This window comes from Kitasatospora sp. NPDC048540, assembly GCF_040651175.1.
Lineage (GTDB): Bacteria > Actinomycetota > Actinomycetes > Streptomycetales > Streptomycetaceae > Kitasatospora.
The window spans coordinates 31,873-53,619 of the sequence record NZ_JBEZIR010000053.1; the positions used below are offsets into that span (position 1 = coordinate 31,873).

The 21,747-nt window shown below is 69.9% G+C and carries 15 protein-coding genes; 8 read left to right on the forward strand and 7 right to left on the reverse strand.

Annotated features, from left to right (window positions below; all coding sequences use genetic code 11):
• The first annotated feature begins 44 nt into the window (after nucleotides 1-44).
• Nucleotides 45-2,306, forward strand: a complete 2,262-nt coding sequence (locus AB0D08_RS21390) for a response regulator (RefSeq protein WP_051812027.1) — start codon at nucleotides 45-47, stop codon at nucleotides 2,304-2,306.
• Nucleotides 2,303-3,916 (forward strand): cyclic nucleotide-binding and patatin-like phospholipase domain-containing protein, encoded by a 1,614-nt coding sequence (locus AB0D08_RS21395; RefSeq protein ID WP_033819282.1) that lies wholly within the window; start codon nucleotides 2,303-2,305, stop codon nucleotides 3,914-3,916. Before AB0D08_RS21390 ends, AB0D08_RS21395 begins: the two co-directional genes overlap by 4 nt.
• Before the next feature lie 10 nt (nucleotides 3,917-3,926).
• Here the strand turns inward: AB0D08_RS21395 and AB0D08_RS21400 are convergent, their stop codons facing one another.
• The 4 genes from AB0D08_RS21400 to AB0D08_RS21415 all read right to left on the reverse strand — a co-directional run bounded on the left by AB0D08_RS21400 (nucleotide 3,927) and on the right by AB0D08_RS21415 (nucleotide 8,515).
• Complete coding sequence (locus tag AB0D08_RS21400; protein WP_033819283.1) at nucleotides 3,927-5,951, reverse strand: hypothetical protein; 2,025 nt, start codon at nucleotides 5,949-5,951, stop codon at nucleotides 3,927-3,929.
• A 48-nt stretch (nucleotides 5,952-5,999) separates the two neighbouring features.
• Nucleotides 6,000-6,926: a hypothetical protein gene (locus AB0D08_RS21405; RefSeq protein ID WP_033819284.1), complete on the reverse strand. Its 927-nt coding sequence runs from the start codon at nucleotides 6,924-6,926 to the stop codon at nucleotides 6,000-6,002.
• A gap of 218 nt (nucleotides 6,927-7,144) precedes the next feature.
• Nucleotides 7,145-7,372, reverse strand: coding sequence for a hypothetical protein (locus AB0D08_RS21410; RefSeq protein ID WP_033819285.1), 228 nt, complete (start codon nucleotides 7,370-7,372; stop codon nucleotides 7,145-7,147).
• 102 nt (nucleotides 7,373-7,474) lie between these two features.
• Nucleotides 7,475-8,515: a helix-turn-helix domain-containing protein gene (locus tag AB0D08_RS21415; RefSeq protein WP_359890678.1), complete on the reverse strand. Its 1,041-nt coding sequence runs from the start codon at nucleotides 8,513-8,515 to the stop codon at nucleotides 7,475-7,477.
• 163 nt (nucleotides 8,516-8,678) lie between these two features.
• Between AB0D08_RS21415 and AB0D08_RS21420 the strand changes: the two genes are divergently transcribed.
• The 3 genes from AB0D08_RS21420 to AB0D08_RS21430 all read left to right on the forward strand — a co-directional run bounded on the left by AB0D08_RS21420 (nucleotide 8,679) and on the right by AB0D08_RS21430 (nucleotide 11,535).
• The gene (locus AB0D08_RS21420) at nucleotides 8,679-9,602 is read left to right on the forward strand and encodes an NADP-dependent oxidoreductase (RefSeq protein WP_359890666.1); all 924 of its coding nucleotides are present in this window, start codon (nucleotides 8,679-8,681) and stop codon (nucleotides 9,600-9,602) included.
• A 223-nt stretch (nucleotides 9,603-9,825) separates the two neighbouring features.
• Nucleotides 9,826-10,662, forward strand: a complete 837-nt coding sequence (locus AB0D08_RS21425; RefSeq protein ID WP_359890668.1) for a DUF2127 domain-containing protein — start codon at nucleotides 9,826-9,828, stop codon at nucleotides 10,660-10,662.
• A 189-nt stretch (nucleotides 10,663-10,851) separates the two neighbouring features.
• Nucleotides 10,852-11,535 (forward strand): Tat pathway signal sequence domain protein, encoded by a 684-nt coding sequence (locus AB0D08_RS21430; RefSeq protein WP_359890671.1) that lies wholly within the window; start codon nucleotides 10,852-10,854, stop codon nucleotides 11,533-11,535.
• Nucleotides 11,536-11,684: 149 nt separating this feature from the next.
• Here the strand turns inward: AB0D08_RS21430 and AB0D08_RS21435 are convergent, their stop codons facing one another.
• Both AB0D08_RS21435 and AB0D08_RS21440 read right to left on the reverse strand, forming a co-directional pair.
• Nucleotides 11,685-12,245: an HU family DNA-binding protein gene (locus AB0D08_RS21435; protein WP_033820300.1), complete on the reverse strand. Its 561-nt coding sequence runs from the start codon at nucleotides 12,243-12,245 to the stop codon at nucleotides 11,685-11,687.
• 346 nt (nucleotides 12,246-12,591) lie between these two features.
• Complete coding sequence (locus tag AB0D08_RS21440; RefSeq protein ID WP_082526490.1) at nucleotides 12,592-15,354, reverse strand: LuxR family transcriptional regulator; 2,763 nt, start codon at nucleotides 15,352-15,354, stop codon at nucleotides 12,592-12,594.
• 215 nt (nucleotides 15,355-15,569) lie between these two features.
• On the opposite strand from AB0D08_RS21440, the gene AB0D08_RS21445 reads away from it, so the two are divergent.
• A complete protein-coding gene (locus tag AB0D08_RS21445) occupies nucleotides 15,570-16,313 on the forward strand; it encodes an ABC transporter ATP-binding protein (protein ID WP_033820302.1) in 744 nt (247 codons plus the stop codon).
• Nucleotides 16,314-16,340: 27 nt separating this feature from the next.
• Here AB0D08_RS21445 and AB0D08_RS21450 read toward each other — a convergent pair whose 3' ends face one another.
• Nucleotides 16,341-19,160, reverse strand: coding sequence for an AAA family ATPase (locus AB0D08_RS21450; RefSeq protein ID WP_359890675.1), 2,820 nt, complete (start codon nucleotides 19,158-19,160; stop codon nucleotides 16,341-16,343).
• Between the two features lie 368 nt (nucleotides 19,161-19,528).
• Here AB0D08_RS21450 and AB0D08_RS21455 point away from each other — a divergent pair, with 368 nt between their 5' ends.
• Together AB0D08_RS21455 and AB0D08_RS21460 are read left to right on the forward strand one after the other, a co-directional pair.
• A complete protein-coding gene (locus AB0D08_RS21455) occupies nucleotides 19,529-20,383 on the forward strand; it encodes an ABC transporter permease (protein ID WP_082526492.1) in 855 nt (284 codons plus the stop codon).
• A 65-nt stretch (nucleotides 20,384-20,448) separates the two neighbouring features.
• Nucleotides 20,449-21,603, forward strand: coding sequence for a hypothetical protein (locus AB0D08_RS21460; protein ID WP_033820304.1), 1,155 nt, complete (start codon nucleotides 20,449-20,451; stop codon nucleotides 21,601-21,603).
• Nucleotides 21,604-21,747 lie beyond the last annotated feature (144 nt).

Genomic DNA, 21,747 nt, shown 5'->3' on the forward strand with positions numbered 1-21,747 from the left:
AACGGCGGCCCGCGCGGGCGGGGGAGGAGGAGCTACGACGGCTCATGCGCCGCGTCGAACGGGAGCGGCTGATCCGTCTGGAGGCGGAGCGGGTCGCCGAGGCGGTGGTCCACGATCTGTACAACAGCACCAACCAGCTGAAGCTGATGGTCGACATCGCCGAGCTGTCGAACCGCAGTTCATCCTTCTTCAAGGTCCTCGAGCTGGCGGTCGAGCGACTGTGTGCCTACACCGGGTGGCCTCTCGGCCATGTGCTCGTCGTCGACCACGACACCGGTGATGCCCGCAGTTCCGGGATATGGGGTCAGGCCGAGGCGGACGCCGACTTCTCGGCCTTCCGGGCCGCCCATGAGGAGCTCCGTTTCGGGCCGCGGGACGGACTGCCCGGCCGGGTGCTGGCGACCGGCGCCCCGGCCTGGAGCACCGGGGAGACGACCGGGCCCACGCCCGGGGAGCGGGCCGCGGCGGGTCCGCCCGGCCTCGGGTCCTCCTTCGCCTTCCCCGTGCTGACGAAGGATCGGGTCGACGTGGTCGTCCAGTTCTTCGCCGCCTTCACCGACCCGCCCAGCCGGGCGCTGCTGGAGCTGGTGTCGCACGTCGGGATCCAGATCGGCTGGTCGATCATGCGCGAGCGGGACAAGGAGAAGCTGAGAGCAGCCAGACTCGCCGCCGAGGAGTCCGCCCGGAGCAAGAGCTCCTTCCTGGCCACCATGAGCCACGAGATCCGCACCCCGATGAACGCGGTCATCGGGATGACTGAGCTGCTGCAGGGGACCCGCCTGACCGACGAGCAGCGCGGCTTCGTGGAGGTCATCGCGTCCAGCGGTGAGCTCCTCCTGACGATCATCAACGACGTCCTCGACTACTCCAAGATCGCGGCGGGCCGGCTGGAACTCGAACTGCAACCCATGGGGGTACAGGACTGCGTGGAGTCGGCCCTCGACCTGGTGGCCCCGCGCGGGGCGGAGAAGTCCCTGGAACTGGCCTGCCTGGTGGACCCGGGCGTGCCGCACGCCGTCGTCGGCGATCGCTCACGGCTGCGGCAGATCCTGTCGAACCTGCTCAGCAACGCCGTCAAGTTCACCGAGTCGGGCCAGGTCGTGGTCTCGGTCGAGTCGGCGGGACCCGCCCCCGACGGCAGGTACGAACTGCTCTTCTCGGTGGCCGACACCGGCATCGGCATCCCCGCCGACCGGATGGACCGGCTCTTCCGCGAGTTCAGCCAGGTGGACGCCTCCACGACTCGCCGTTACGGCGGAACCGGCCTGGGCCTGGCGATCAGCAAACGGCTCGCCGAGCTGATGGGCGGAACCATGTGGGTCGACAGCGAGACGGACGTCGGCTCCACCTTCCACTTCACCATCCAGGCTGTGCCGGCCGAGCTGCCCGAGGCCAGGCCGGTCGTTCAGGGGTCGCTCATCGGACGCCGTGTGCTGGTGGTCGACGACAACGCGGTGAACCTCGAGGTCATCCGACGCCATGTCACCGCATGGGGCATGGTCGCACAGGTGACCGACCGGCCCGCCGAGGCGCTGGGCTGGATCAGCGACGGCCGGCCGTTCGACATCGCGATCCTGGACATGATGATGCCCGACACGGACGGGGTCACACTGGCCGGCCTGATCCGCCGGCAACGCACGGCCAAGGACCTGCCCCTGGTGCTGCTCTCGTCCCTCTCCTACACGAAGAGCGGGCTTGCCGGAGCCGACTTCGCCGCCTGCCTCAACAAGCCCGTCAAAGCGTCCCAACTCCACAACGCACTGGTCAACAGCCTCGCCTCGGTGGAGGAGGGACCGGAGCCGGGCCCGCCCCCGGTCCAGGACCGGCCCGACGGCGAACGGTCCCACCGGATCCTCCTCGTCGAGGACAACCAGGTGAACCAGCGCCTCGCGGTGCTGATGCTGAAGAAGCTCGGATATCGCGAACCCGTTCTGGCCGAGAACGGCATCGAGGCACTCGAGGCGCTGGACCGCGGACGCTTCGACGTCGTCCTCATGGACGTGGAGATGCCCGAGATGGACGGTCTGGAGGCGACCCGCCGGATCCACCGCGCCTGGGCGGACGACGTCCGTCCGCGCATCGTCGGCATGACCGCCAACGCCATGGCGGGCGACAAGGAACTGTGCCTGGAGGCGGGCATGGACGGCTACATCGCCAAACCGATCCGCCTCGACACGCTGGCCGAGGAACTGCGGCAGGTGCGGGCCACGGCCGGCGGCCCGGCGGCGGGCACGGACGTCCCACCCCGACCGGAGCACGGTCCGGCGGCCCCGAAGCCAGGGAAGAAGGAAGAGCTGAGACCTTGATCGAACAGCAGCTGCGAATGGTTCCGTTCTTCAAGAACCTTTCCATGAAAGCCATCGAGGCGATCGCCGGACGAATAGAGGTGGAGCAGCACGTCCGAGGGGATGTCGTGTTCCGCGAAGGCGACCCGGCCCACACCATGTATCTCGTGGCCTCGGGCCGGGTGGACGTGCTGGCCGGCCTCAACGAAGAACCGCTCGCCTCGCTGGGGCCGGGCAGTTTCGTCGGAGAACTGTCCCTCCTGCTGCGCGAGCCGCGTTCGGCCACCTTGCGGGTGTCGGCGGACGCCGTGCTCCTTGCCCTGCACCAGCGGGATCTCGACGACCTGCTCGACCGCTATCCGTCCATCGGCATCGAGCTCTCCAGAGAGCTCGGCCGACGCCTGGTGGCGACCAACCGGCAGCTGGTGTCCGCACCGGCGACCCGGATCACCGCGGTCGTCGGCGACGGTCTGCCGGACCTCGCGGCAGCCGTGCTCGCCCGGGCGGGAAGCGCGAAGACCGGTGTACTGATGCTCCCCGGGGCACGGGACGCCGGCCCGTTCCCCGAAGGCGTGATCCGGCGCGAAGGCTCCGGACTCCAGATCAGGGACCTGGCGGCGATGGCCGGAAGAGACGTGGACGGCATCGTCCACCTGCTCGTCGGGCTTCCCCCGGTGGCGACCGAACTGGCACAGGTGGCGATGGACGTCTCCGAGCACGTCGTCGCCCTGAGCGCCCCTCCGGCCTGGGTCGGGCATCGTGAACGGCTGATCGTCATGCGCGGGCGCAAGGACCACGACCGGATCGCCCGGTGGGTGACGGGCCAGACCGTCGGACTGGCGCTGTCCAGCGGAGGTTCCAAGACCGTGGCCCATCTGGGCGTCCTGCGGGTGCTACGGCAGGCCGGCATCCCCATCGACGCGGTGGCCGGCACCAGTGGCGGGGCCCTGGTGGCGATGTCGGTCGCCCTCGGGCACCCGGACCACGTGCTGTTGGACGTGTTCCGCGAGGTGGCCCGTGCCGTCCGTCTGCGCCGCATGGGTCTGGACCTGAACCTGGTTCCCCACGCGGGGCTCTTCAAGGGCGCCCACCTCCGCCACCGGCTCTCGGCCTGGACGTCCGACCGGCAGTTCGCGGACACGGAGATCCCCTGCTGGATGGTGGCCACCGATGTCACGACCGGAGCAGAGGTCGTCATCAACCAAGGGCTGCTGGCCGACGCCGTGCGCGCCTCGGCCAGCATCCCCGGCGTCGTGACCCCCTGGCCCATCGGACACCGACGCTGCATCGACGGGGCGGTGGTCAACCCGTTGCCGGCCAACGCCCTGCGGAACGCGGGGGTGGGGCACGTCATCGGCTCCAATGTCGCGGGTCAGGAACTGGCGGTCAAGAGGGCCTCCGATCCCAATCTGATGCAGATCATGGGGCGTGTGCTCAACTCGATGGAACGAGAAATGATCAAGTTTCAGTTGCCGCTGGTGGACACGCTGATCAGACCGAACATCGGTCCTACCGCCAGCCTCGACTTCAGCTGTATCGACGCGTTCATCGTCGAAGGCGAGCGGGCGGCCCGCGCAGCGCTGCCGGACCTCGCGGCAGCGCTGGCCAACCTCCGTCCGGCCCCGTCCTGACCCGGCCCGCTCACGAGCCGTCGGAGGGGCCGACCAGCCCCGGAGGGAGGTAGCCGCCGCTGACGGCCCGGAGGTGGGGGACCCCGATCTGCCGGGCGAAGCCGGGGTTGTCGGTGAACACCTCCACGACGAGTTTGGCCGGGGAGGCCCCCGTCCGGTCCGAACCGCGGACGTAGTAGAGGCGGTCGGTGCCGGTGGCCTTCAGGACGAACGTGTTCGCGTAGTGGGGGAACGGGCGGTACCACACGCCCTTGAGGTCCTTGGCCCGGTCCCTGCGGTGCTCTGCACCGTCCGCCCTGATGATGTACTCGCTCCACATCGCGGGGTCCTCCGTGAATGCGTCCGGATCCGGTTCGAGGAGGGTGAAACCGTGGGGTGTGGCGTACCCCCACACCCGCTGGCCCTTCCCCTTCCCGGCGGACTCGATCGCGACCAGGTGCCCGAGGTTGCCGGGTTGGGGGCCGCGGTCGTCGACGATGGCGTAGCCGTTCTCGCCGCCGATCCATCCGCCGGTGAGGCTCACATTCTCGGGGAGCGGTGTGCGGGCCGTTCCTCCGGTGGGCCCGGAGGCCTTGAAGTACTCCTTGGGCCATGCTCCGGTGAGTGCTGACAGCGACTTCTCGAGCTCCTCCGGAGTCACGATCTGCGCTTCGGGGATGTCGAGGCAGGAAACGATCGCGCCGGCGATCGGTGCGAGGAGCACGGAGCCGACGATCTGGGCGACCGATCCCTTGAACGCGTCCGCTGCGACGTCCTCGTCGATTCCCGGGGCCACCCGGACGCCGACGGCCGTCGCCGCCGCCGTCCACTGCCCCGGGTCCTTCAGGGCGTCCTTGACGTTCGATTCCTCCACTTCTCGGAAGTCGCTGAAAGCGCTCACCAGCTGACCGGTTCCGTGGTTCTCCGCGGCTCGGATCACCGCTATGGCTCGCTTTGCCGCGGTGTCGAACCACGCGTTGGCGACGCTGGTGACGACGGACTGCACCAGGGGCCACGCCGGTCCGGCGAACGAGCCACCGATGCCCACATATCCCATGAGCACCTTGATGTTGTCCTGGGACCGCACCCTGAAAGCCTCGATGAAGGCGTCCGGGTCGGCCCTGAGCCGATCGATGACGTTCAGGCCCTCCTTCTGACGCCGCTCGGCCTCCCGGGTGTACAGCGTTCGCTGGTGTTCGACCATGGCGTGGCCCTCCAACGCCCCCGCGAGAGCGAAGGCCCAGCCGTACAGCGGGGCGAGCGCCGCAGCGACGCCCAATCCGGCCTGGGCGTACTGGTCGGCCTTCTTGCACTCGTCGACCAGGGCGCGCAGGTCCTTCGCCACCGCGTCGTCGCCCTGGGCCTCCTTGACGACCAAGGCCTCCACCGCGCTGTCGACGACCACCCGTTCGGCTCTGACGGCCGCCGTGATCCGCCGAGCGCACTCCTCGACCGCCTCCGCGGCGTCGGGCAGGGCCCGGTCGAACAGATCCGCTGCCTGCCGGCGCACGCTCTCGTCCTGACCCTGCGCCCAGGAGGGGCCGATGAGCTGCTCGGCCTCCTCCAGCTGCCGCACCAGTTTCGCCCGGGCGTTGACGAGTATGTGCAGGCCGTCCTCCAGCCCGGTGCACGTTCGGGTGAGCGCGCTCTTGTTCGAGCCGTTGATGAACTTGTACGAGCTCACGGTGGTGAGGGCCGGGAGCAGGGCACGTATCCAGGCGTCCTGAAGATCCAGCCTCTGCAGCATGCCCCTGCCGGTGCCGATCACCTGCTCCAGGCCGAGCTTCAACTCGTCGGCGACGACGGCCTCGACGTTCGAATCGGCCTGCTGCCCGGGCAGATCGCTCCTGGCCACCCGCAGCTGCGAGACGAGGTGGGGGAGGTTGTGTTCGTAGAATTCCCTGAGCCCGGCCTTGGTGAAGCCCTTGCTCAGCATGGACTCGACCATGGCCTTGGCGAGCGCCCGGATCTCCTGGTCGGTCGCACCCCGCCGGACGGGTTCCCGGCCGGCGGGCCCCCGTTGGAGAGGCGTGAGCTCGATGGACTGCTCGCTCATCTCAATTCCCCCTGACGTTCAAGTCGGTCACATCTCGGCCGGTTGCGGTCATCGCTGGTCCTCGAGCAGCTTCAGGAACTCCGCAGCCAGCAGCTCCTCCCCGCCCGCCGGCAGGCCCGGTCCGCTCGCCACCGCGTCCAGGAAGGCCTCGCGGGTGGCTTGGTCGGCCGTGTCCTGCGCGTCACGCAGGAGGACCTGTTCGTGGCTGAGCCAGATCTCGCCCGGACCGCTGGAGCGCTCACCCCGCGCCACGGCGTCGGCGAACTCGTACACGCCGCCGGGGCCGATGCGGTAGAACATCTGCCAGTTCTCGTCCCACAGGGCCTCGGCGTGCTCGACGGGCGTCTGTGAGCCCGGGTCATGCCGGCGGGCCGCGTACAGGTCGGCCCACGTCTGGTCGTTCCAGGTCTGCGACTCCTCGTCGTACCACTCGTAGGCCTCGTCCCGGCGGTCGTACCGGTAGTCGAGGCCGTACGCGTCGTCCCTGACGGGCTCGGCGTACCGGCGCCGGTCGTAGGTGGTCCAGTCGTCCGCGTCCGTGCCCGCGGCGTACAGGTACTGCCCCGTCCCCTCCTCGATCCGGTAGAACTCGGTGCCGGGAGTGCCGTCGTGGTTCGGGTTGGGCCAGCAGTCGGTGCCGTCACCCCCGCCGGTCCCGTCCTGAGCGGTCCGTTCCCGCTCCCATCCGAGGACCACCGGGAGGAACCAGTCGACGAACACGCCCGGATCGGCTCCCGGACCGGTCAGCTCCACGAACCGGCTCTCGCCCGCGCCGTCGCGTGCGAGCCGGCCGCGGAGTGCATCCAGGTAGGTGTCGACCCGGTCGGTGCACTCCGGCCACGCCCACTCGTCCTGGAACACCAGCGCGGCCAGTCTCTCCACCAAGATCCCGGCAGCCGGGTTCGCACCCCGCTGCGGACTTCCCTCGGCCAGCCATTCCTGCAGCTGCTCGACGTTCTCCCGCTCCACGGCCATCAGCAAGCCCCCTGTACAAGCGCTGTCGTGAGCCCACGATAGAAACCGCTGCGGGCCGGGGCCTGCGTCATCCGGCAGACAATCCCGCACGGCGGCCGGGCACGGCCGCCGTGCGGGCGTGCGTCATCGAGGAGCCGGGTGCCGTTCGCGAGGTGTCTCTGCGGGTCGCAGGGCGGAGCCGGCCGTCGTCACCGTGACGGCCGCAGCACCCGAACGCGTCAAGGCTGTCTCGTCGTGCCGGTGAAGTCCGCGTGGATCCCGGTGAACCTCAGCTCCGGGGAACCTCGCTCGGCGGCTGCCGTGGCGGATGCCTTGGCCACGGCGTCGTAGCTGTTGCTCGCGTCCGAGGCCGGTATGTGCACGGTCACCGGCTCGCCGTCGCACACGAGCGAGACGGTCCATCCGCCGACCGGCGGGCGCCGCAGGGTCTTCTCGGCACTGTCCACTTCGGGGAACCTCCGTCGGTCGTGGCAGGCAGCAACAGCAACGTAACGCCAGCCTGGCACGCTGCCCACGGCCTTCCGGGCAACGCCGGGGGCAGGCAGGGATCAGGTGTCCGCGTCGACGTGGTCGTTGGGGTTGAAGGTGCGGCGGTAGGCGGCGGGCGGGACCCCGAAGGCCGTTCGCATGTGGGTGCGCAGGGAGTTGGCGGTGCCGAAGCCGGCCCGGTGGGCGACCAGGTCGATCGACAGGTCGGTGGTCTCCAGCAACTGCTTGGCCAGTTCCAGGCGCTGCGCGGTGAGCCACTGCACCGGGGTCAGGCCGACCTCGTCACGGAACCGCCGGGTGAAGGAACGCAGGCTCATCCGGGCGTGCTCGGCGAGCCTGGCCAGGGAGAGCGGCTCGCCCAGGTGCTCCAGCGCCCAGGCACGGGTGGCGGTGGTGCTGGCGAGGGTGGGCTCGGGGACCGGGCGGTCGATGTACTGGGCCTGTCCGCCGTCCCGCCAGGGCGGGACGACGCACATCCGGGCGGCCCGGTTGGCGGCGGCCGCGCCGTGGTCGCGGCGGATCATGTGCAGGCACAGGTCGACGCCGGCGGCCACGCCCGCGGAGGTGAGCACGTCGCCGTCGTCGACGAAGAGGACGTCCTCGTCGACCTTGACCATGGGGTAGACGCGGCGGAACTCGCGGGCGAGGTTCCAGTGGGTGGTGGCCGGTCGGCCGTCGAGCAGTCCGGCGGCGGCCAGCACGTAGGAGCCGGTGCAGATGGACACCAGCCGGGTGCCGGGCCGGATGCCGGCGATGGCCGCGGTGACCTCGGGCGGCAGCGGACCGCCGCGGCTCAGCTCGGGCATGGCGTGGGTGGGCGGGATGATCACGGTGTCCGCGGCGCGCATGGCCTCGGGGCCGGCGGCGGGCTGCACGGTGAACCCGGCGTCGCTGAGCACCGGGGCGCCGTCGGCGGTGCAGACGGTGACCTCGTACAGGGGGCGGCCCTCGGCGTCCTCCACGCTGCCGAAGACGCGGGACGGGATGCCGAGCTCGAAGGGCGGCACTCCGGGCAGAGCGAGCACCGCGATCCGGTGCCCCCGCGGTATCCGGCCGTGGCCCTCCTGGTCCGTCCCGCCCGTAGGCGGGGCCTGCTGCATCTCGCTCATGGCCAGATTCTGTCACATAGTGGCCAGACGGCCAACACTCTGAGGAGTCGGGCAGGTGCACTGTTGAACGCATCGCGCCGGGGACCTCCCGGTCGTGCACCGCTGCCGGGCAGGTCCCGGCGGTGAGGATCGGAAGCGGAACGAGGCGGACAGCATGCGTGCGGTGGTCGTGGAGCAGTGGGGCGGACCCGAGACCCTGGTCGAGCGCGAGGTCGAGCGTCCGGTACCGGGCCTGAACGAGGTCCTGGTCCGGGTACACGCGGCCGGGGTGAACCCGGTGGACTGGAAGACCCGTGCCAGCGGGGCCCTGGTCGAGTGGGGCGCCGTCCCGGCGGTGGGCTGGGACGTGTCCGGCACGGTCGAGGCCGTCGGCCCGGGGGTCGGCCTGTTCAGGCCGGGGGACGAGGTCTTCGGGATGCCGCTGTTCCCGCGTCAGGCGGGTGCGTATGCGGAGTTCGTGGTGGCGCCGGCCCGCCACCTCGCCCGCAAGCCGGCCGGTCTGACGCACACGGAGGCGGCGGCGTTGCCGCTGGCGGCGCTGACCGCCTGGCAGGCCCTGGTGGACACGGCGAACGTGCGTCCCGGGGAGCGGGTCCTGATACATGCGGCGGCCGGCGGCGTCGGGCACCTCGCGGTGCAGATCGCCAAGGCCCGCGGCGCGTACGTCATCGGCACGGCCAGCGCGGGCAAGCACGACCTGGTGCGGGAGCTGGGGGCGGACGAGGTGATCGACTACCGGGCGGTGCGGTTCGAGGACGTCGTGTCCGATGTCGACGTGGTGCTGGACGGAATCGGCGGAGAGACGGCAGAGCGTTCGCTGAAGGTGCTGCGACCCGGCGGACGCCTGATCACCCTGCCCGGCCCCGACGACGTTCCGGCCGCCGCGGACGGGGTGCGGGCGGTGTGGGTCTTGGTCGAGCCGGACCACCTGGGCCTGCGCGAGATCGGCGCTCTGGTGGAGCGGGGCGAACTGAAGCCGGTGGTCGGGGCCGTCGTGCCGCTGGTCGAGGCCGCCAAGGCGCACGAGCTCGGCGAACAGGGCAGCGTCACCGGCAAGATCGTCCTGACCGTCGTCTGACGGCACCTGCCCGACGGCTGTCGGGGCCGCAGCGATCGCGCACCGCCGCCGGCAACCCCAGCAGGACCGAGGGTTGCCGGCGACGGTGCGCGTCCGCATGCCCGGGCAGGCACGCTTGGTCGTCGGAGCGTCCTTGCGGGCTGCAGGTGGGGGACGATGGGAGCGACGTTCAGGACGGCGACTCCGAGCGGCCCGGCGCGGAGGTTTGGCAGAGGTATCGACTATGAGGCGTTATCGGCTGGAGCTGGAACTGCTGACCTGCGCCTGGAGCGGGCACTTCCTGGTCGCCGAGGCCGCAGCGGAGGACGGTTTCGCTTCCCTGGTCGTACGCCGGACGGCCGACGGGCTGTGCTGGCAACGGTGTCTGCGCTGCGATGCGTGGCTGCCGTCCGTCGGCGTCCGGGGGCACGACGGTGCGCCGGCCGGCGGACCGGGGGTGGTCCTGCCCGAACGCGGCCGGGCCCTGCGGGACCGCTACGTGCTGCGCCTGATCGCGCTGGACCGGTTGCTGCACTTCCTGCTCCTGGGGACGGCGGCCGGGGTCGTCTTCCTCTTCACCGCCGACCGCGCCCGGCTGTCCGATCCCTTCTACCGGGTGGTGGACGCCCTGCAGAGCGGCGCGGGCGGGGTGGGTGCGCGGCCGGGTACCGGGTTGGCCGGTGAGCTGGAGAAGGCTTTCCAGGCACCCGCTTCGAAGCTCTGGCTGCTGGGCGCCGTCCTGGCCGCGTACGCGCTCCTGGAAGGCGTCGAGGCGGTCGGGCTGTGGCGGGCGCGGCGATGGGCGGAGTACCTGACCTTCCTCGCCACCGCACTCCTGCTGGCGCCGGAGGTGTGGGAGCTGGCCCACCGGGTGACCGTGTTCAAGCTCGCGGCGTTCGTGGTCAACATCGCCATCGTGGTCTACCTCGTCCACGCCAAGCGCCTCTTCGGTCTGCGCGGCGGGCTTGCGGCGCAGCGACGCGAACGTGAGGGGGAGATGGGCTGGGGGGCGCTCGAACGCGCGTTCCCGCCGCGACCGGCCGGTGGACACCACGGTGCCGCGCCGGGGCCGGCGGACTGACGGATCCTCCGACGCCGTCCGTCGCCGCGTCCCGTCGCCATTGCTGACGAAAAGTCAGCAGGTTCCGCCGCTCGTATTGACGGTACACGGACACGGCTCTACAACGTAGTCAGCCCCCGAATCCCTCGTTGCCCGGGAGCTGTGAACGTTCTTCTTCTCGATCCCCCTCGCCGAGAAAGAGGCCTTCCCATGCGTCTCCACCGCCGCTTCGCCACCGCCACCGCCACCGCTGCCATCGCGCTCGCGCTGGGCGCGGTCCCCGCGTCCGCGACACCGCTTCCCGCCGACACCCCGGTGCTGACCACGGGCAGCGCCGGAGGCACCGCAGTCTCGGCGGGCGACGTGCTCGCCGCACCGCTCGCCGCAGGCACCCGGGCGACCTTCTACTCGAGCGCGACCAGTGCGACCGGCGTCACCTGTACCGCCTCCCAGCTCTCGGCCGGTGTGCTGAGCAACCCGGTGGCACCCGGTACGGCGACCGAGTCCCTGACCGGGCTGACCTTCGGTTCCTGCACCAGCAACGTCACCGGTGTGACCTCGGTCCGCAGCCTCACGGTCGGAAACCTCTCCTACCAGGTCGCCGTGAACGACAGCCCCGGGCTCCCGGTCACCGTCACCGGGGGAAGCACCGGGGCGATCCAGGCCACCGCCGTGCTCAACAGCTGGTTCGGTCCCATCACCTGCACCTACCAGCTCAGCGGCGCGTTCACCGGCAACGCCGACAACGCCTCCCACGGCCTGGCCTTCAGCAACGAGCACTTCGCCAAGAGCGGAGGATCCGTGCTCTGCCCCGCGGACGGCTACTTCTCCGCCGCCTACGGTCCCGTCGCCGACACCACCCAGCCCGGCAGCCCGGTGGTGTACGTCAACTGACCGGAGCCGGCCCGGCCGGTGGTCCCGTACCGCCACCGGCCGGGCCGTTCCCGAACCCCTGCGGACCGCCCGAAGGCCGACACCGCAGCACCGAACGTGCGCCCTCGTTCCACCCTCAGGTCGTAGCCGGTCGTGCCGGCCCGATCGGCTCAGGCCGTGGTGCGGCGGGTGGTCCGCTTGGCGGGCGTGGCCTTCTTCCCGGCGCCCGGGGCGGTCTTCCCGCTGCTCGCTGCGGCCTTCCTCGCGGCGGGCGCGGTGGTGGTCCGTGCCGAGGCCGCCTTCTTGGCGGCGGCCTTCTTCGCCGTACCCGCAGCCGCGGAGGCGGGACTCTTCGAGGCCGCCTTCCTGCCCGCCGGGGCGCCGGCGGCGGTCGCGCCCGGAGTGAGTGAGCCCTTGGGGGCCTTGGCGACCGCGGGCCCGGCCTTCGGCAGCTTCTTCGCGCCGGAGACCAGGTCCTTGAACCCCTGTCCGGCGCGGAAGCGCGGCACCGTGGTCTTCTTGACCCGCACGCGCTCGCCGGTCTGCGGGTTGCGGGCGTAGCGGCCGGCGCGCTCCACCGACTCGAGCGTCCCGAAGCCGGTGACCTGTACGGGCTCGCCCGCCACCACCGCCCGCACCATGACGTCGAGCACGGCGTCCACGGCGTCCTCGGCGGCCGCACGGCTGCCGAGCTGCCCGGCCACCGCTTCCACCAGCTGTCCCTTGTTCACGACGACTCCCGATGAATTGAAGCGATTTGTAGTATTTCCGTCCTCACCATAGGAGCCGCTCGGACATTCCGCCCGCCAACACGGCTCGCACACCGGGTGCACCAACATCCCTGCACCGCGGTGGACTTCCAGGCTGGATCTCCGGCACGCACCTCACTCCCGGCCGTCCCCGGGCGGATTCACGCAGGGCCCATGGCGGATCCCCGGGAATGTGGGACGGTCCGGGAGACGAGGCCGGATTTCTCCGGATCGTAGGCACGGCGCGCCCCGCCGGGCCCGTCATACACGGTCGTGTCGTGCGCCGATCTCCACGTCCCACCGGTCCGTGCCGACCATCCGGGCGGTTTCACGCCACCATTGAGGTCCGGAGCTGGCGGCGAGAGCTGAGCCCGAGTTTCATGTAGACGCGACTCAGATGATATTCCACGGTTTTGGGGCTGATGTAGATCTCATTCGCGATTTCCTGATTGGTCAGCCCCTGAGCAGCGAGATGGGCGACATTCTGTTCACGTTCGGTCAGCTTCCCGAGTCTCCCGGCGTTGGACGTCGCCGAGGCGGGAGCGGGCAGGGACGCCGGCCTGGTGCCGAGACGGGCCAGGTACGGGGTGGCCTGCAGGAGGCTGAACCTCTCCCGGGCCCGATCGAGCCAGGTCTCGCCGCTGCGGTCGCCCTCCGCGAGGAGCGCTTCGCCGTAGGCCTGCTCGAGCCGGGCCCTGTGCAGGGGGATCTCGGCACGTTCCACCGGCTGGCTCAGTCCCCGACGATATGCGGCCAGCGCCCCCTTCCGGTCGCCGTGCCTGGTCGCGAGCATGCCGGTGACCAGCGCTGCGACCGCCTGGAGGCAGGGGATCTCTTCTGCCATGGCCGTCAGGTCCCGCCCTGTGGCCTCTGCCGCATCCTCCGCGCCCGCCTGCGCCCTTGCCTGGGCGAGTTGGGGGAGCCACAGAATCCGCCAGAAGCGGCGGGACGGCAGCCGTGCTGCCTGCTCAAGCGCATTCAGGGCCTTGACCACCGCCGGCGTACCCCCGCGGGCCTCGGCGATGGCCGCGTCCACCGTGGCGATGACCGGCCCGTCGAAGTACGGGTTGATCCGTTGCGACCAGTCCCACGCCGAGCGAAGGTGCCGCTCCGCGTCGTGCCAGTGCCCACGGACACCCGCCATGAGGGCGACCGCCGCGTGACACTGCCCCATTCCGAAGATGAATTCGTCGGCCGCGGCCTGGGCGAGCATCTGCTCGGCGGTCAGCGCTGCGTCGTCCCATGAACCGGCCAGAAACTGCAGGAAGGGCAGTGCGACGTAGGCACCGTTCAGCCCCCTCGCGGTGGGACGCGGCCGCCGCCTCTCCGTCACGAGGTCGTCGACGCCCGCGACCAGGTTCCCCGCCAGTCCTCCGACGAACCCCCGGGCCATCAGAAGGGGAGTGTCCGACGTGACGACCGAAGACGGCGCCTGAGGCAGCGCCGCGATCTCGGGCGACGTGGCCAGCGCCTTCGAAGGGCTCTCCGCCATCCCGACCGCGATGGTCAGGAAGTACCGGGCCTCACCCAGCGCCTGCGCGTCGAGAACCGCTTCGTCGAGGACGTGCCGCAGAAGCGGGATGGCTTCCCCGGCACGCGTCTGCCAGAAGTACATCTGCCCGAGCCCCAGCCGTGCCCGGCTGGCCAGCGTACGGTCGCCCTCGCCCTCCGCATCTTCCAACGCTTGCAGGTAGAGCGGTTCGGCAGTCGTGAACTGGGCCTGGAAGTGCGCATAACGCCCGAGGATGTAGGTCCGCCGGGAACAGGGGACACAGGCTTCGGCGACGGACCGCAACGCCGCGCTGCGCCGCGCATCGAAGGCGAGGACGTACTGCGAGCGGGCCACTGTTTCCAGTAGCCGGCGCTCGTACTCCGTCCGGTTGTCGGAGAGGTCGGCGGCCCACAGCATCAGGGTGCCCGCCCTGGCGAGCCGGCTGCTGTCGACGAGCCGCTGTGCCTCGTGCTCCAGCTCCGAGGCGAGGCCGGGGTCGACCTGGTCCGTGGCGGCCACCCGGTGGCCCCAGGCGGAGTCGCCGTCGACCACCGAAGCGGCCGCACTGTGGAGCTCACGCCTGCGCCCCGGGTCGAGCTGCCGATACACGGCCTCGCGGTGCAGTTCGTGGTCCATGCGGATCAGGGTGGTGGCCGAGGCCGGGTCCCAGCTGACCAGCCCGCTGGACAGGACGTCCCCGAGGGCGACGACGGGATCACTGACCCGGGCGAGTTGGCCGACGCGCATCAACGGCACCGTCTGGTTGAGCACCGCCAGCGCGTCGACCAGCGACCGCGCGTCCGCGGGCAGCCGGGCGAGAGCGGCTTGCACCGAAGCCGTGAGGGACTCGGGCAGGGGCAGGTGCGTGGCGGGGCTGTTGAGGTCCTCCAGCGAATTGTTCATGATCAGTGAACGCAGGTAGAGGGGGTTTCCCCCGGTGTGCGACTGCAGCCGCTCGCATGCCTGGGGCGACAACGTTCCCCCGCCCTGCCGGGCCAGGAGCTCCACCTCGGCGGGGACCAAGCCGTGAAGGTGGATGACGGTGCTGTGGTTGGCTCCGCCGGAGAGCCGTCGGATGTACTCCTCACCGTCGTTCTGGGCGGGCATCCGCGCAGTGAGGACGAGCAGCACACGGTCCGCCCACAGGCGTCTGATCAAGAAGCGCAGGGCGTTGACGGATTCGACGTCCGCCAGCGGGACGTCGTCGACGACCAGTGCGACCGGGCCGGATTCCTGGAGGGCCCCCACGAGTTGCAGCAGCTCCCCGCCGATCTGATGGGGCTGGGCGACGTCGGCGCGGCCGGCCCGCAGCGACGGGCAGCAGCTCGTCCGCCCTCCCGGCGAGCTGCGGATCCACTGGTCGACGACGCCGAAGGGCCAGTCCTTTTCGGACTCGTCGCAGCTGGCCCACAGCACCGTGAATCCGTCCAACCTCTTCACGGCGGCCCGCGCGAGTGTGCTCTTGCCTATCCCGGCCTCTCCCTCGATGCGCACCAGCCAGGGTGTTCCGGCGGCCGCCTTCTGCGCGCAGTCCGCCAACCTCGCGAGTTCTCCCGGGCGACCCACGAAGCCCGGGAGGAAAGGGACCGAACCACCCATGTTCCCATGAGACACCCGGACGACACCTGATCGCACGTCCGGCGACTGCCGCGGCCGGGCGTGATACGACTCCGCCGGAGCCTGCGCCGGGGCCCGAGTGGCGCAACCGGTCTGCGGAAGGGGCGATGTATACGCTCGATTCGCGCGCGGCGAACGCTTCCCGCCGTTCGAAACCTGTAGACGTCCGGTCCGGGAACGGGGTGGAAGAAGGAGCCATGGACGCCACCGGGACGTTGCATTTCGACCACGTCACCAAGTCCTTCGACGCCGGCCCCCCGGTCATCGCCCGACTGGACCTCCATCTGTCTCCGGGGGCCTTCATGAGCGTGGTGGGCCCCTCCGGCTGTGGCAAGACGACGATGCTGCGACTCGCGTCCGGGCTGGCCGAGCCGACCGGTGGAGCGGTCCTGGTGGACACGGACAAGATCGCTTATGTTTTTCAGGACCCCGCTCTGCTCGCATGGCGCACAGCGCTGAAGAACGTGGAACTCTCCGGCGAGCTCCACCACACCGGCAAGGCGGAGCGGAGAAGAAGGGCCACCGAGGCACTGGCCCTCGTCGGGATGGCCGGCTTCGAGGGGTACCGCCCGTCCCAGCTGTCCGGGGGGATGCGGATGCGTGTCTCACTGGCCCGGGCGCTCATGGTCGATCCGCGGATCTTCCTCTTCGACGAACCGCTCGGCGCACTCGACGAGATCACCAGGCTTCGTATGCAGGAGGAGTTGCAGAGTCTGTTCCTGTCCCAGAGCTTCACGGGCCTCTATGTCACGCATTCGATCAGCGAAGCCGTTTTCCTGTCGACGCAGGTGGCCGTGATGTCCGCCGGTCCGGGGCGGATCATCCGGGAGATCGCCGTTCCGCTCCCCTTCCCGCGGCGGCCGGAAATTCGCTTCCAGAAGGAGTTCTCGCGGATCTGTGCGGAGGTCTCCCAGGCGCTCGCGGAAGGCAGTCGGCCGTGAACCGGCACGGGAAATGCGGCCGCGCTGTCACCACGCTCGGGTGCGCAGCTGCCGGCGGCTGCTGACGCTCAGCTTCTGGTAGACGTGGCCGAGGTGATACTCGACGGTCTTGACGCTGATGAAGAGCTCGGAGGCGATTTCCCGGTTGGTCATGCCCTGGCGGGCCAGGTGAGCGATGTCGCGTTCCCGGCCGGTGAGGCCGCTCGGCTCTTCCCGGCGACCGTTCGTGGTGGCGACACCGGCCTTGGCGATGTCCTGTCTGCAGCGTTCGAGAAATGGGGCGGCGCGCAACTCCGTGAGACGCGATGCCGCCCGTTCGAGCAGTTCCGAGGATGCGGCGGGCCGTCCTGTCCGGGCGAGGAGGCGGCCCGTCGCCTGCTCGAGCAGCGCGCGGTGCAGCGGCGCGTCGTCCGGGGGGACGGGCTGCTCGAGTGCCTGCTGGTAGTGGTCCGCGGCTCGCTCCGGACGGCCGTCGTTCTCGGCCAGCTGCCCCGTCAGCCGGGCGCAGACCACATGGAGGTACGGGATTTCATGGACGAGCCGCTGGAGTTCCGACAGTGCCTCGTGGGCCTCGGGCAGGTGGCCGTTGGCCAGCAGCGCCTCGGCATACAGTGGCAGCCACCAGCTCTTGTACAGGGCCGGGCCGGAGTCCGGCGGCATGTCCAGTATCGGCTGAAGGGCCTCGAGCATCGCAGGATAGTTCGCTTGCGCCTGTCCGAGAAGGGCGCGAGAGACGGCCGTCTGCACGCGGTACCTGGGGCCGGAATCGGGTAGGCCATGCTCGGCGACGGTGATGTGATCGAGCGCCGTAGCCCATTCTCCGCGCATTGACGGAACCCATGCGGCGATGGAGTGGATGAAGGATAGCGCCCTTACTTTCCGCTCCGCCTCCAGGAAGTTCATGGCATTGTGGCAGTTGATGACCGCATCGTCCCATTCGCCGAGCGTGAACTGAACCGAGGCGAGATCGGCCGATGCCCATTCCGCTACGAACGGGTACTCGCTCCTGGCGAGCTTCAGAACCATTTTCAGGTCCCCTGCACCGGCTGCCAGGTCCCCGGCGAACGATGCGTAGCAGCCGCGGTACATGACCACCACCGCGTTCGCAGGATCCGTGATCTTCGGAGTATCCGGCAGCCCGGCGAGGAAGCGGATCTCTTCCAGTGCCGCCCGCGCGCCGGCCTTGAACCCTATCCCGAACGACAGCCAGACCTTGGCGTAGCCCGCGAGAACCGGAGGGATGTCGGGAAGCCTCAGCACGCGCCGAGAAACCTCGGCCATTTCATCGCCCTTCCCCTCGTAAACATAGACGTTCCCGAGCCAGAACCCGGCCATCGCGGCGATCCACTCCTGTCCGCGGACGCGCGCGGCGTCGTCGAAGGCCCTCCCGAGCTGGGTGACGGCCTGCGCCCGCTCACCGAGAACGGCGGCGTAGGCCCCGAGGGTCAGGTCTCGCAGCGGGCTGTCCGCGCATGCCCGGACCGATTCGAGCAGGGGTGTCACGGACGTGAGCTTTCCGTGCCAGATCAGCCACGAGGCCGCCGACAGCAGGAGACGCTCGTGTTCGCTGCGCGTGGCCGAGATGTCGGAGGCCCATCGCAGCATTCTGGCCGCCCGTTCGGTGTCACCCAGCGGAAGGCGTCGCTCGGCCTCCTCCTCCAGCTGCCGGGCCAAGACCTGGTCCGGCCCCGATACCGCGGCGACACGGTGGCCCCAGGCGGCCTCCCGGTCGACCAGGTCCGCCGCCGCGGCGTGCAGCCGGCAGCGCTCCACGGGATCCGTCGCCTGCAGGATGGTCTGGCGCTGCAACTCGTGGTTGATGCTCACGTGCGCCACGACCTCGTCCGGCCACCAGCGTACGAGCCTGACATGCAAGGCCGGCTCCAGGTCCGCCGCAGGGTTCTCACAGGCGGCCAAGGCGGCGGCGAGTGCGATCGGCTGCCGACCGCCCAGGACCGCGATCGCCTCCACGAGCCTGCGGGATGGCGGGGGCAGGGCGTCCAGTTGCTGTCGGACCCCTTGGCCCAGTGACTTGGGCACGGGAAGAGCGTTCCGACCGTCGTCCAGGTCCTTCAGCTCGGTCAGCACCGTCTCCGTGAACAGCGGATGACCTTCGGTGTGCTCTCGAAGCCGTTGCGCCAGCCGGTCGTCGAGCTGGTGCTCGACCGTGGCATCCAGCCAATGACGCACGTTGGCCGTGTCCAGGCCGGTCAGTTGCACCCTGAAACCCGCCCGGGCCGAGCCCACCCACCTGTACGCCTCCTCCAAGGACTCGTCAGGGACGACCTCGGTGCTCGCCCCCAGGGACCACGGCCGGTTCCGCGCCGTGAGAACGACGAGCACCGAGTCGAACTCGAGACGGCGGATCACGAATCCCAGCGCCTGCAGGGACCGCTGGTCCGCCCACTGGAGATCGTCGATGACGAGGGCCACCGGCCCCCGCTCCTGCAACCGGCCGACGAGCGCCAGGAGCTGGGCCCCCACCGGAAGCGGTGCCGCGCCGGACGAAATCGGCATGCCCAGCAGGGGGAAGTCGTCCTGGAGCGGACCGAGACGTTGTATCAGCTGCGACACCACGCCGAAAGCGTAGTCACGCTCCGAATCGTCGCAGAAAGCCCGGAGCACGCTGAAGCCGTCCAGTGCGGCACCCGACAGACCCCGGCGGATCAATGCGGTCTTGCCGATCCCCGCTTCCCCTTCGACCAGAATCACCGCAGGGCAGCCCGCCCTGACGGTCTCCAGGCACCGGCCGATGACCGCAAGCTCATCCGCACGTCCCACGAACAAGGGACTCGCCGACACGTCCATCGCACCACCGCAGCACCGCTCGGGCAAACCGATATCCATGTGCGGCGTTCCGGGCGGGCCGCGTGACGGGACCTCCGAGGAGGATCGCAGGATCGGTGACCACCACCGTTCCCATCATGTTACTGAACTTGAATGCGCGATGTATCGGGCAGCTGTCCGGACAACGTCGTCACCGCATTCTCAAACCGGCCTCGCGGGCGTGTCGGTGGACGACTTGCACGGGTACGGCGAGAAGATCATTGGTATGGCCCGATCTGCTCCCCGAACCGGACGCCCGGGACAGCACTCCGGTCAGGTCGCCAAGACCGCCGGAAGCGGGAACACCGCCACGTCCGGGGTGAATCCGCGTCCGTCTCCGGGCGAATTCGTCCGTACGGAGAGCGTCTCCGGCTCCGAAGGGCAAGGCCGTGGACGGTGAACGGGAGTCGGATCGGAAGGATCTCGTTCGAGTCACGGCGGTCGGCGCAGGAGGGCACGGGAAGAACTCACGGGCAGGATCCGTCCTGCGTACGGTCATCCCGCCGGCGGGCGCACTGGTTCTCCTGCTCGGCCTCTGGCTGTTCGTGACCTACGTCGTCCTGTCGCCGGGCCGGCGGTTCCTGGTCCCACCGCCGCAGGAGGTCTTCGCGGATTCGTTCCTGCGGTGGTCCCATCTGAAGCCCCTGCTGGCCGCGCTGAAAGTGACCGCCGGGGTCGCGCTCACGGGACTGGTCATCGCGGCGGTGACGGGATTCCTCGTTGCGGTCCTCATGAGTCAGGCGGACTGGGCCGCACGTGCGATCTATCCCTATGCCGTCGCCCTGCAGACCGTGCCGATCCTGGCGATCGTCCCGCTGATCGGTCTGTGGTTCGGTTACAGCTTCTCCAGCCGGGTCGTCGTCTGCACCCTCATCGCGCTGTTCCCGATGATCGCCAACACACTGTTCGGTCTGCGCTCCGCCAGTCAGGAGGCCCATGATCTCTTCACCCTCAACAAGGCCACGCGATGGCAGCGTCTCACCCGGCTGCAGATCCCGGCCGCACTGCCCTCGATCTGCCTCGGGCTGCGGATCTCGTCCGGGCTTTCGGTGATCGGCGCGATCGTCGGCGATTTCTTCTTCACCCAGGGAGCGCCGGGAATCGGCACGCTCCTCGACCTCTATCGGGCAACGCTGCAGTTCGCCGACCTTTTTGCTGCGATCATCCTTTCCGCCCTCTTCGGCATCGCGGTCTTCCTGGTGTTCACCGGTCTGGGCGGTCTCGTCGCCTACCGACGCCGTTGAGATCCCGGCTGCGGTCCGTCGAATCCCGCACACCTCGAACCCGCGCTTCCAGCTCTGGAGCACCCATGCGAATCCTCTTGGTACCGACCGCCCTGATGGCAGCGGCAGCACTCGCCGCATGCAGCTCCGCCTCCGCCCCACAGGCGCCGAGCTCGGCCCTGCAGTCCCCGGACGCAGCGGTCGACCTGGCGGGTGTCTGCCCCAAGACCGTGGTAGTCCAGACGGACTGGCAGCCGGAGGCCGAGCACGGAGCCGTCTATCAGCTGCTCGGCCCCGGATACACGATCGATACGGACAAGAAGCAGGTCAGCGGCCCCCTCGTCATCAACGGCAAGGACACCGGAGTCCAGATCGAGATCAGGACCGGTGGCTCCACGATCGGTTTCCAGACCATCCCGGCACAGATGTACATCGACAAGAGCATCACGCTCGGATACGTGAGCACCGACGCGGCCATCGTCGCGGCGTCCGACCAACCCGTCAAAGCGGTCGTGTCGCCCCTCAACAAGAGCCCGCTGAGCATCATGTGGGATCCCGCCTCGAACCCGACCTGGACGGGCATCGCCGACATCGGCCGGAGCGACGCCAAGGTCGTCGTCCAGAAGGGTGTGGTGTTCGCGCCGTGGCTGGTGCAGGAAGGCCTGATCAAGTCCAGCCAACTCGACACCGGTTACGAAGGAACGCCCGCCCGATTCGTCGCCGACCCCTCGATCGCACAGCAGGCCTTCGCCACCGCCGAGCCCTACATCTACCAGCACGAGATCCCGGCCTGGGGCAAGCCGGTGAAGTACCAACTGCTCGCCGACGTCGGATACAACCTCTACCCCGAGGCGCTCTCCGTCCGCGACGGGGATCTGGCCGCCCTGTCACCGTGCCTGACCAAACTGGTCCCCATCGTGCAGCAGGCCCAGGCGGACTACCTCGCCGATCCCGCCGCGACCAACAAGCTCATCGTGGACGCCGTCGCCAAGTACAACGACGGCTGGACCTACTCGGCGGGCGTCGCCGACTACGCCGTGCGCACGATGCGGGACCTGAACATCGTCGCCAACGACGCCTCGGGACCCCTCGGCGGCATGGACCTGAACCGGGTGGAGGCGGCCGTCAACACCTTCTCCCCGATCCTCAGGTCCACCGGCGCCACCATCCCGGAGCGCCTTCTCGCCTCGGACATCGCGACCACCGAGTTCATCGACAAGAACATCACACTGCCCCACTGAAGCCCTTGGGGCAGACACCCGGGGACGGCGCCGCCTTGCGGGCGGCCGACGGCCCCGGGTGCGGGGACCGCCCCGCCGGGGGCCCCCGGGCCGCCGCGCCCGGGCGCCCGGGAAACCCCCACCGCCCCCCGGCGGGGGGCCCCC

Coding starts and splice junctions, on each gene's coding strand:
- AB0D08_RS21425 (WP_359890668.1), top strand. CDS start 9,826: ATGAGGCGTTATCGGCTGGAGCTGGAACTGCTGACCTGCGCCTGGAGC.
- AB0D08_RS21440 (WP_082526490.1), bottom strand. CDS start 15,354: ATGGGTGGTTCGGTCCCTTTCCTCCCGGGCTTCGTGGGTCGCCCGGGA.
- AB0D08_RS21400 (WP_033819283.1), bottom strand. CDS start 5,951: ATGAGCGAGCAGTCCATCGAGCTCACGCCTCTCCAACGGGGGCCCGCC.
- AB0D08_RS21405 (WP_033819284.1), bottom strand. CDS start 6,926: ATGGCCGTGGAGCGGGAGAACGTCGAGCAGCTGCAGGAATGGCTGGCC.
- AB0D08_RS21430 (WP_359890671.1), top strand. CDS start 10,852: ATGCGTCTCCACCGCCGCTTCGCCACCGCCACCGCCACCGCTGCCATC.
- AB0D08_RS21450 (WP_359890675.1), bottom strand. CDS start 19,160: ATGGATATCGGTTTGCCCGAGCGGTGCTGCGGTGGTGCGATGGACGTG.
- AB0D08_RS21390 (WP_051812027.1), top strand. CDS start 45: ATGCGCCGCGTCGAACGGGAGCGGCTGATCCGTCTGGAGGCGGAGCGG.
- AB0D08_RS21445 (WP_033820302.1), top strand. CDS start 15,570: ATGGACGCCACCGGGACGTTGCATTTCGACCACGTCACCAAGTCCTTC.
- AB0D08_RS21420 (WP_359890666.1), top strand. CDS start 8,679: ATGCGTGCGGTGGTCGTGGAGCAGTGGGGCGGACCCGAGACCCTGGTC.
- AB0D08_RS21415 (WP_359890678.1), bottom strand. CDS start 8,515: ATGCAGCAGGCCCCGCCTACGGGCGGGACGGACCAGGAGGGCCACGGC.
- AB0D08_RS21460 (WP_033820304.1), top strand. CDS start 20,449: ATGCGAATCCTCTTGGTACCGACCGCCCTGATGGCAGCGGCAGCACTC.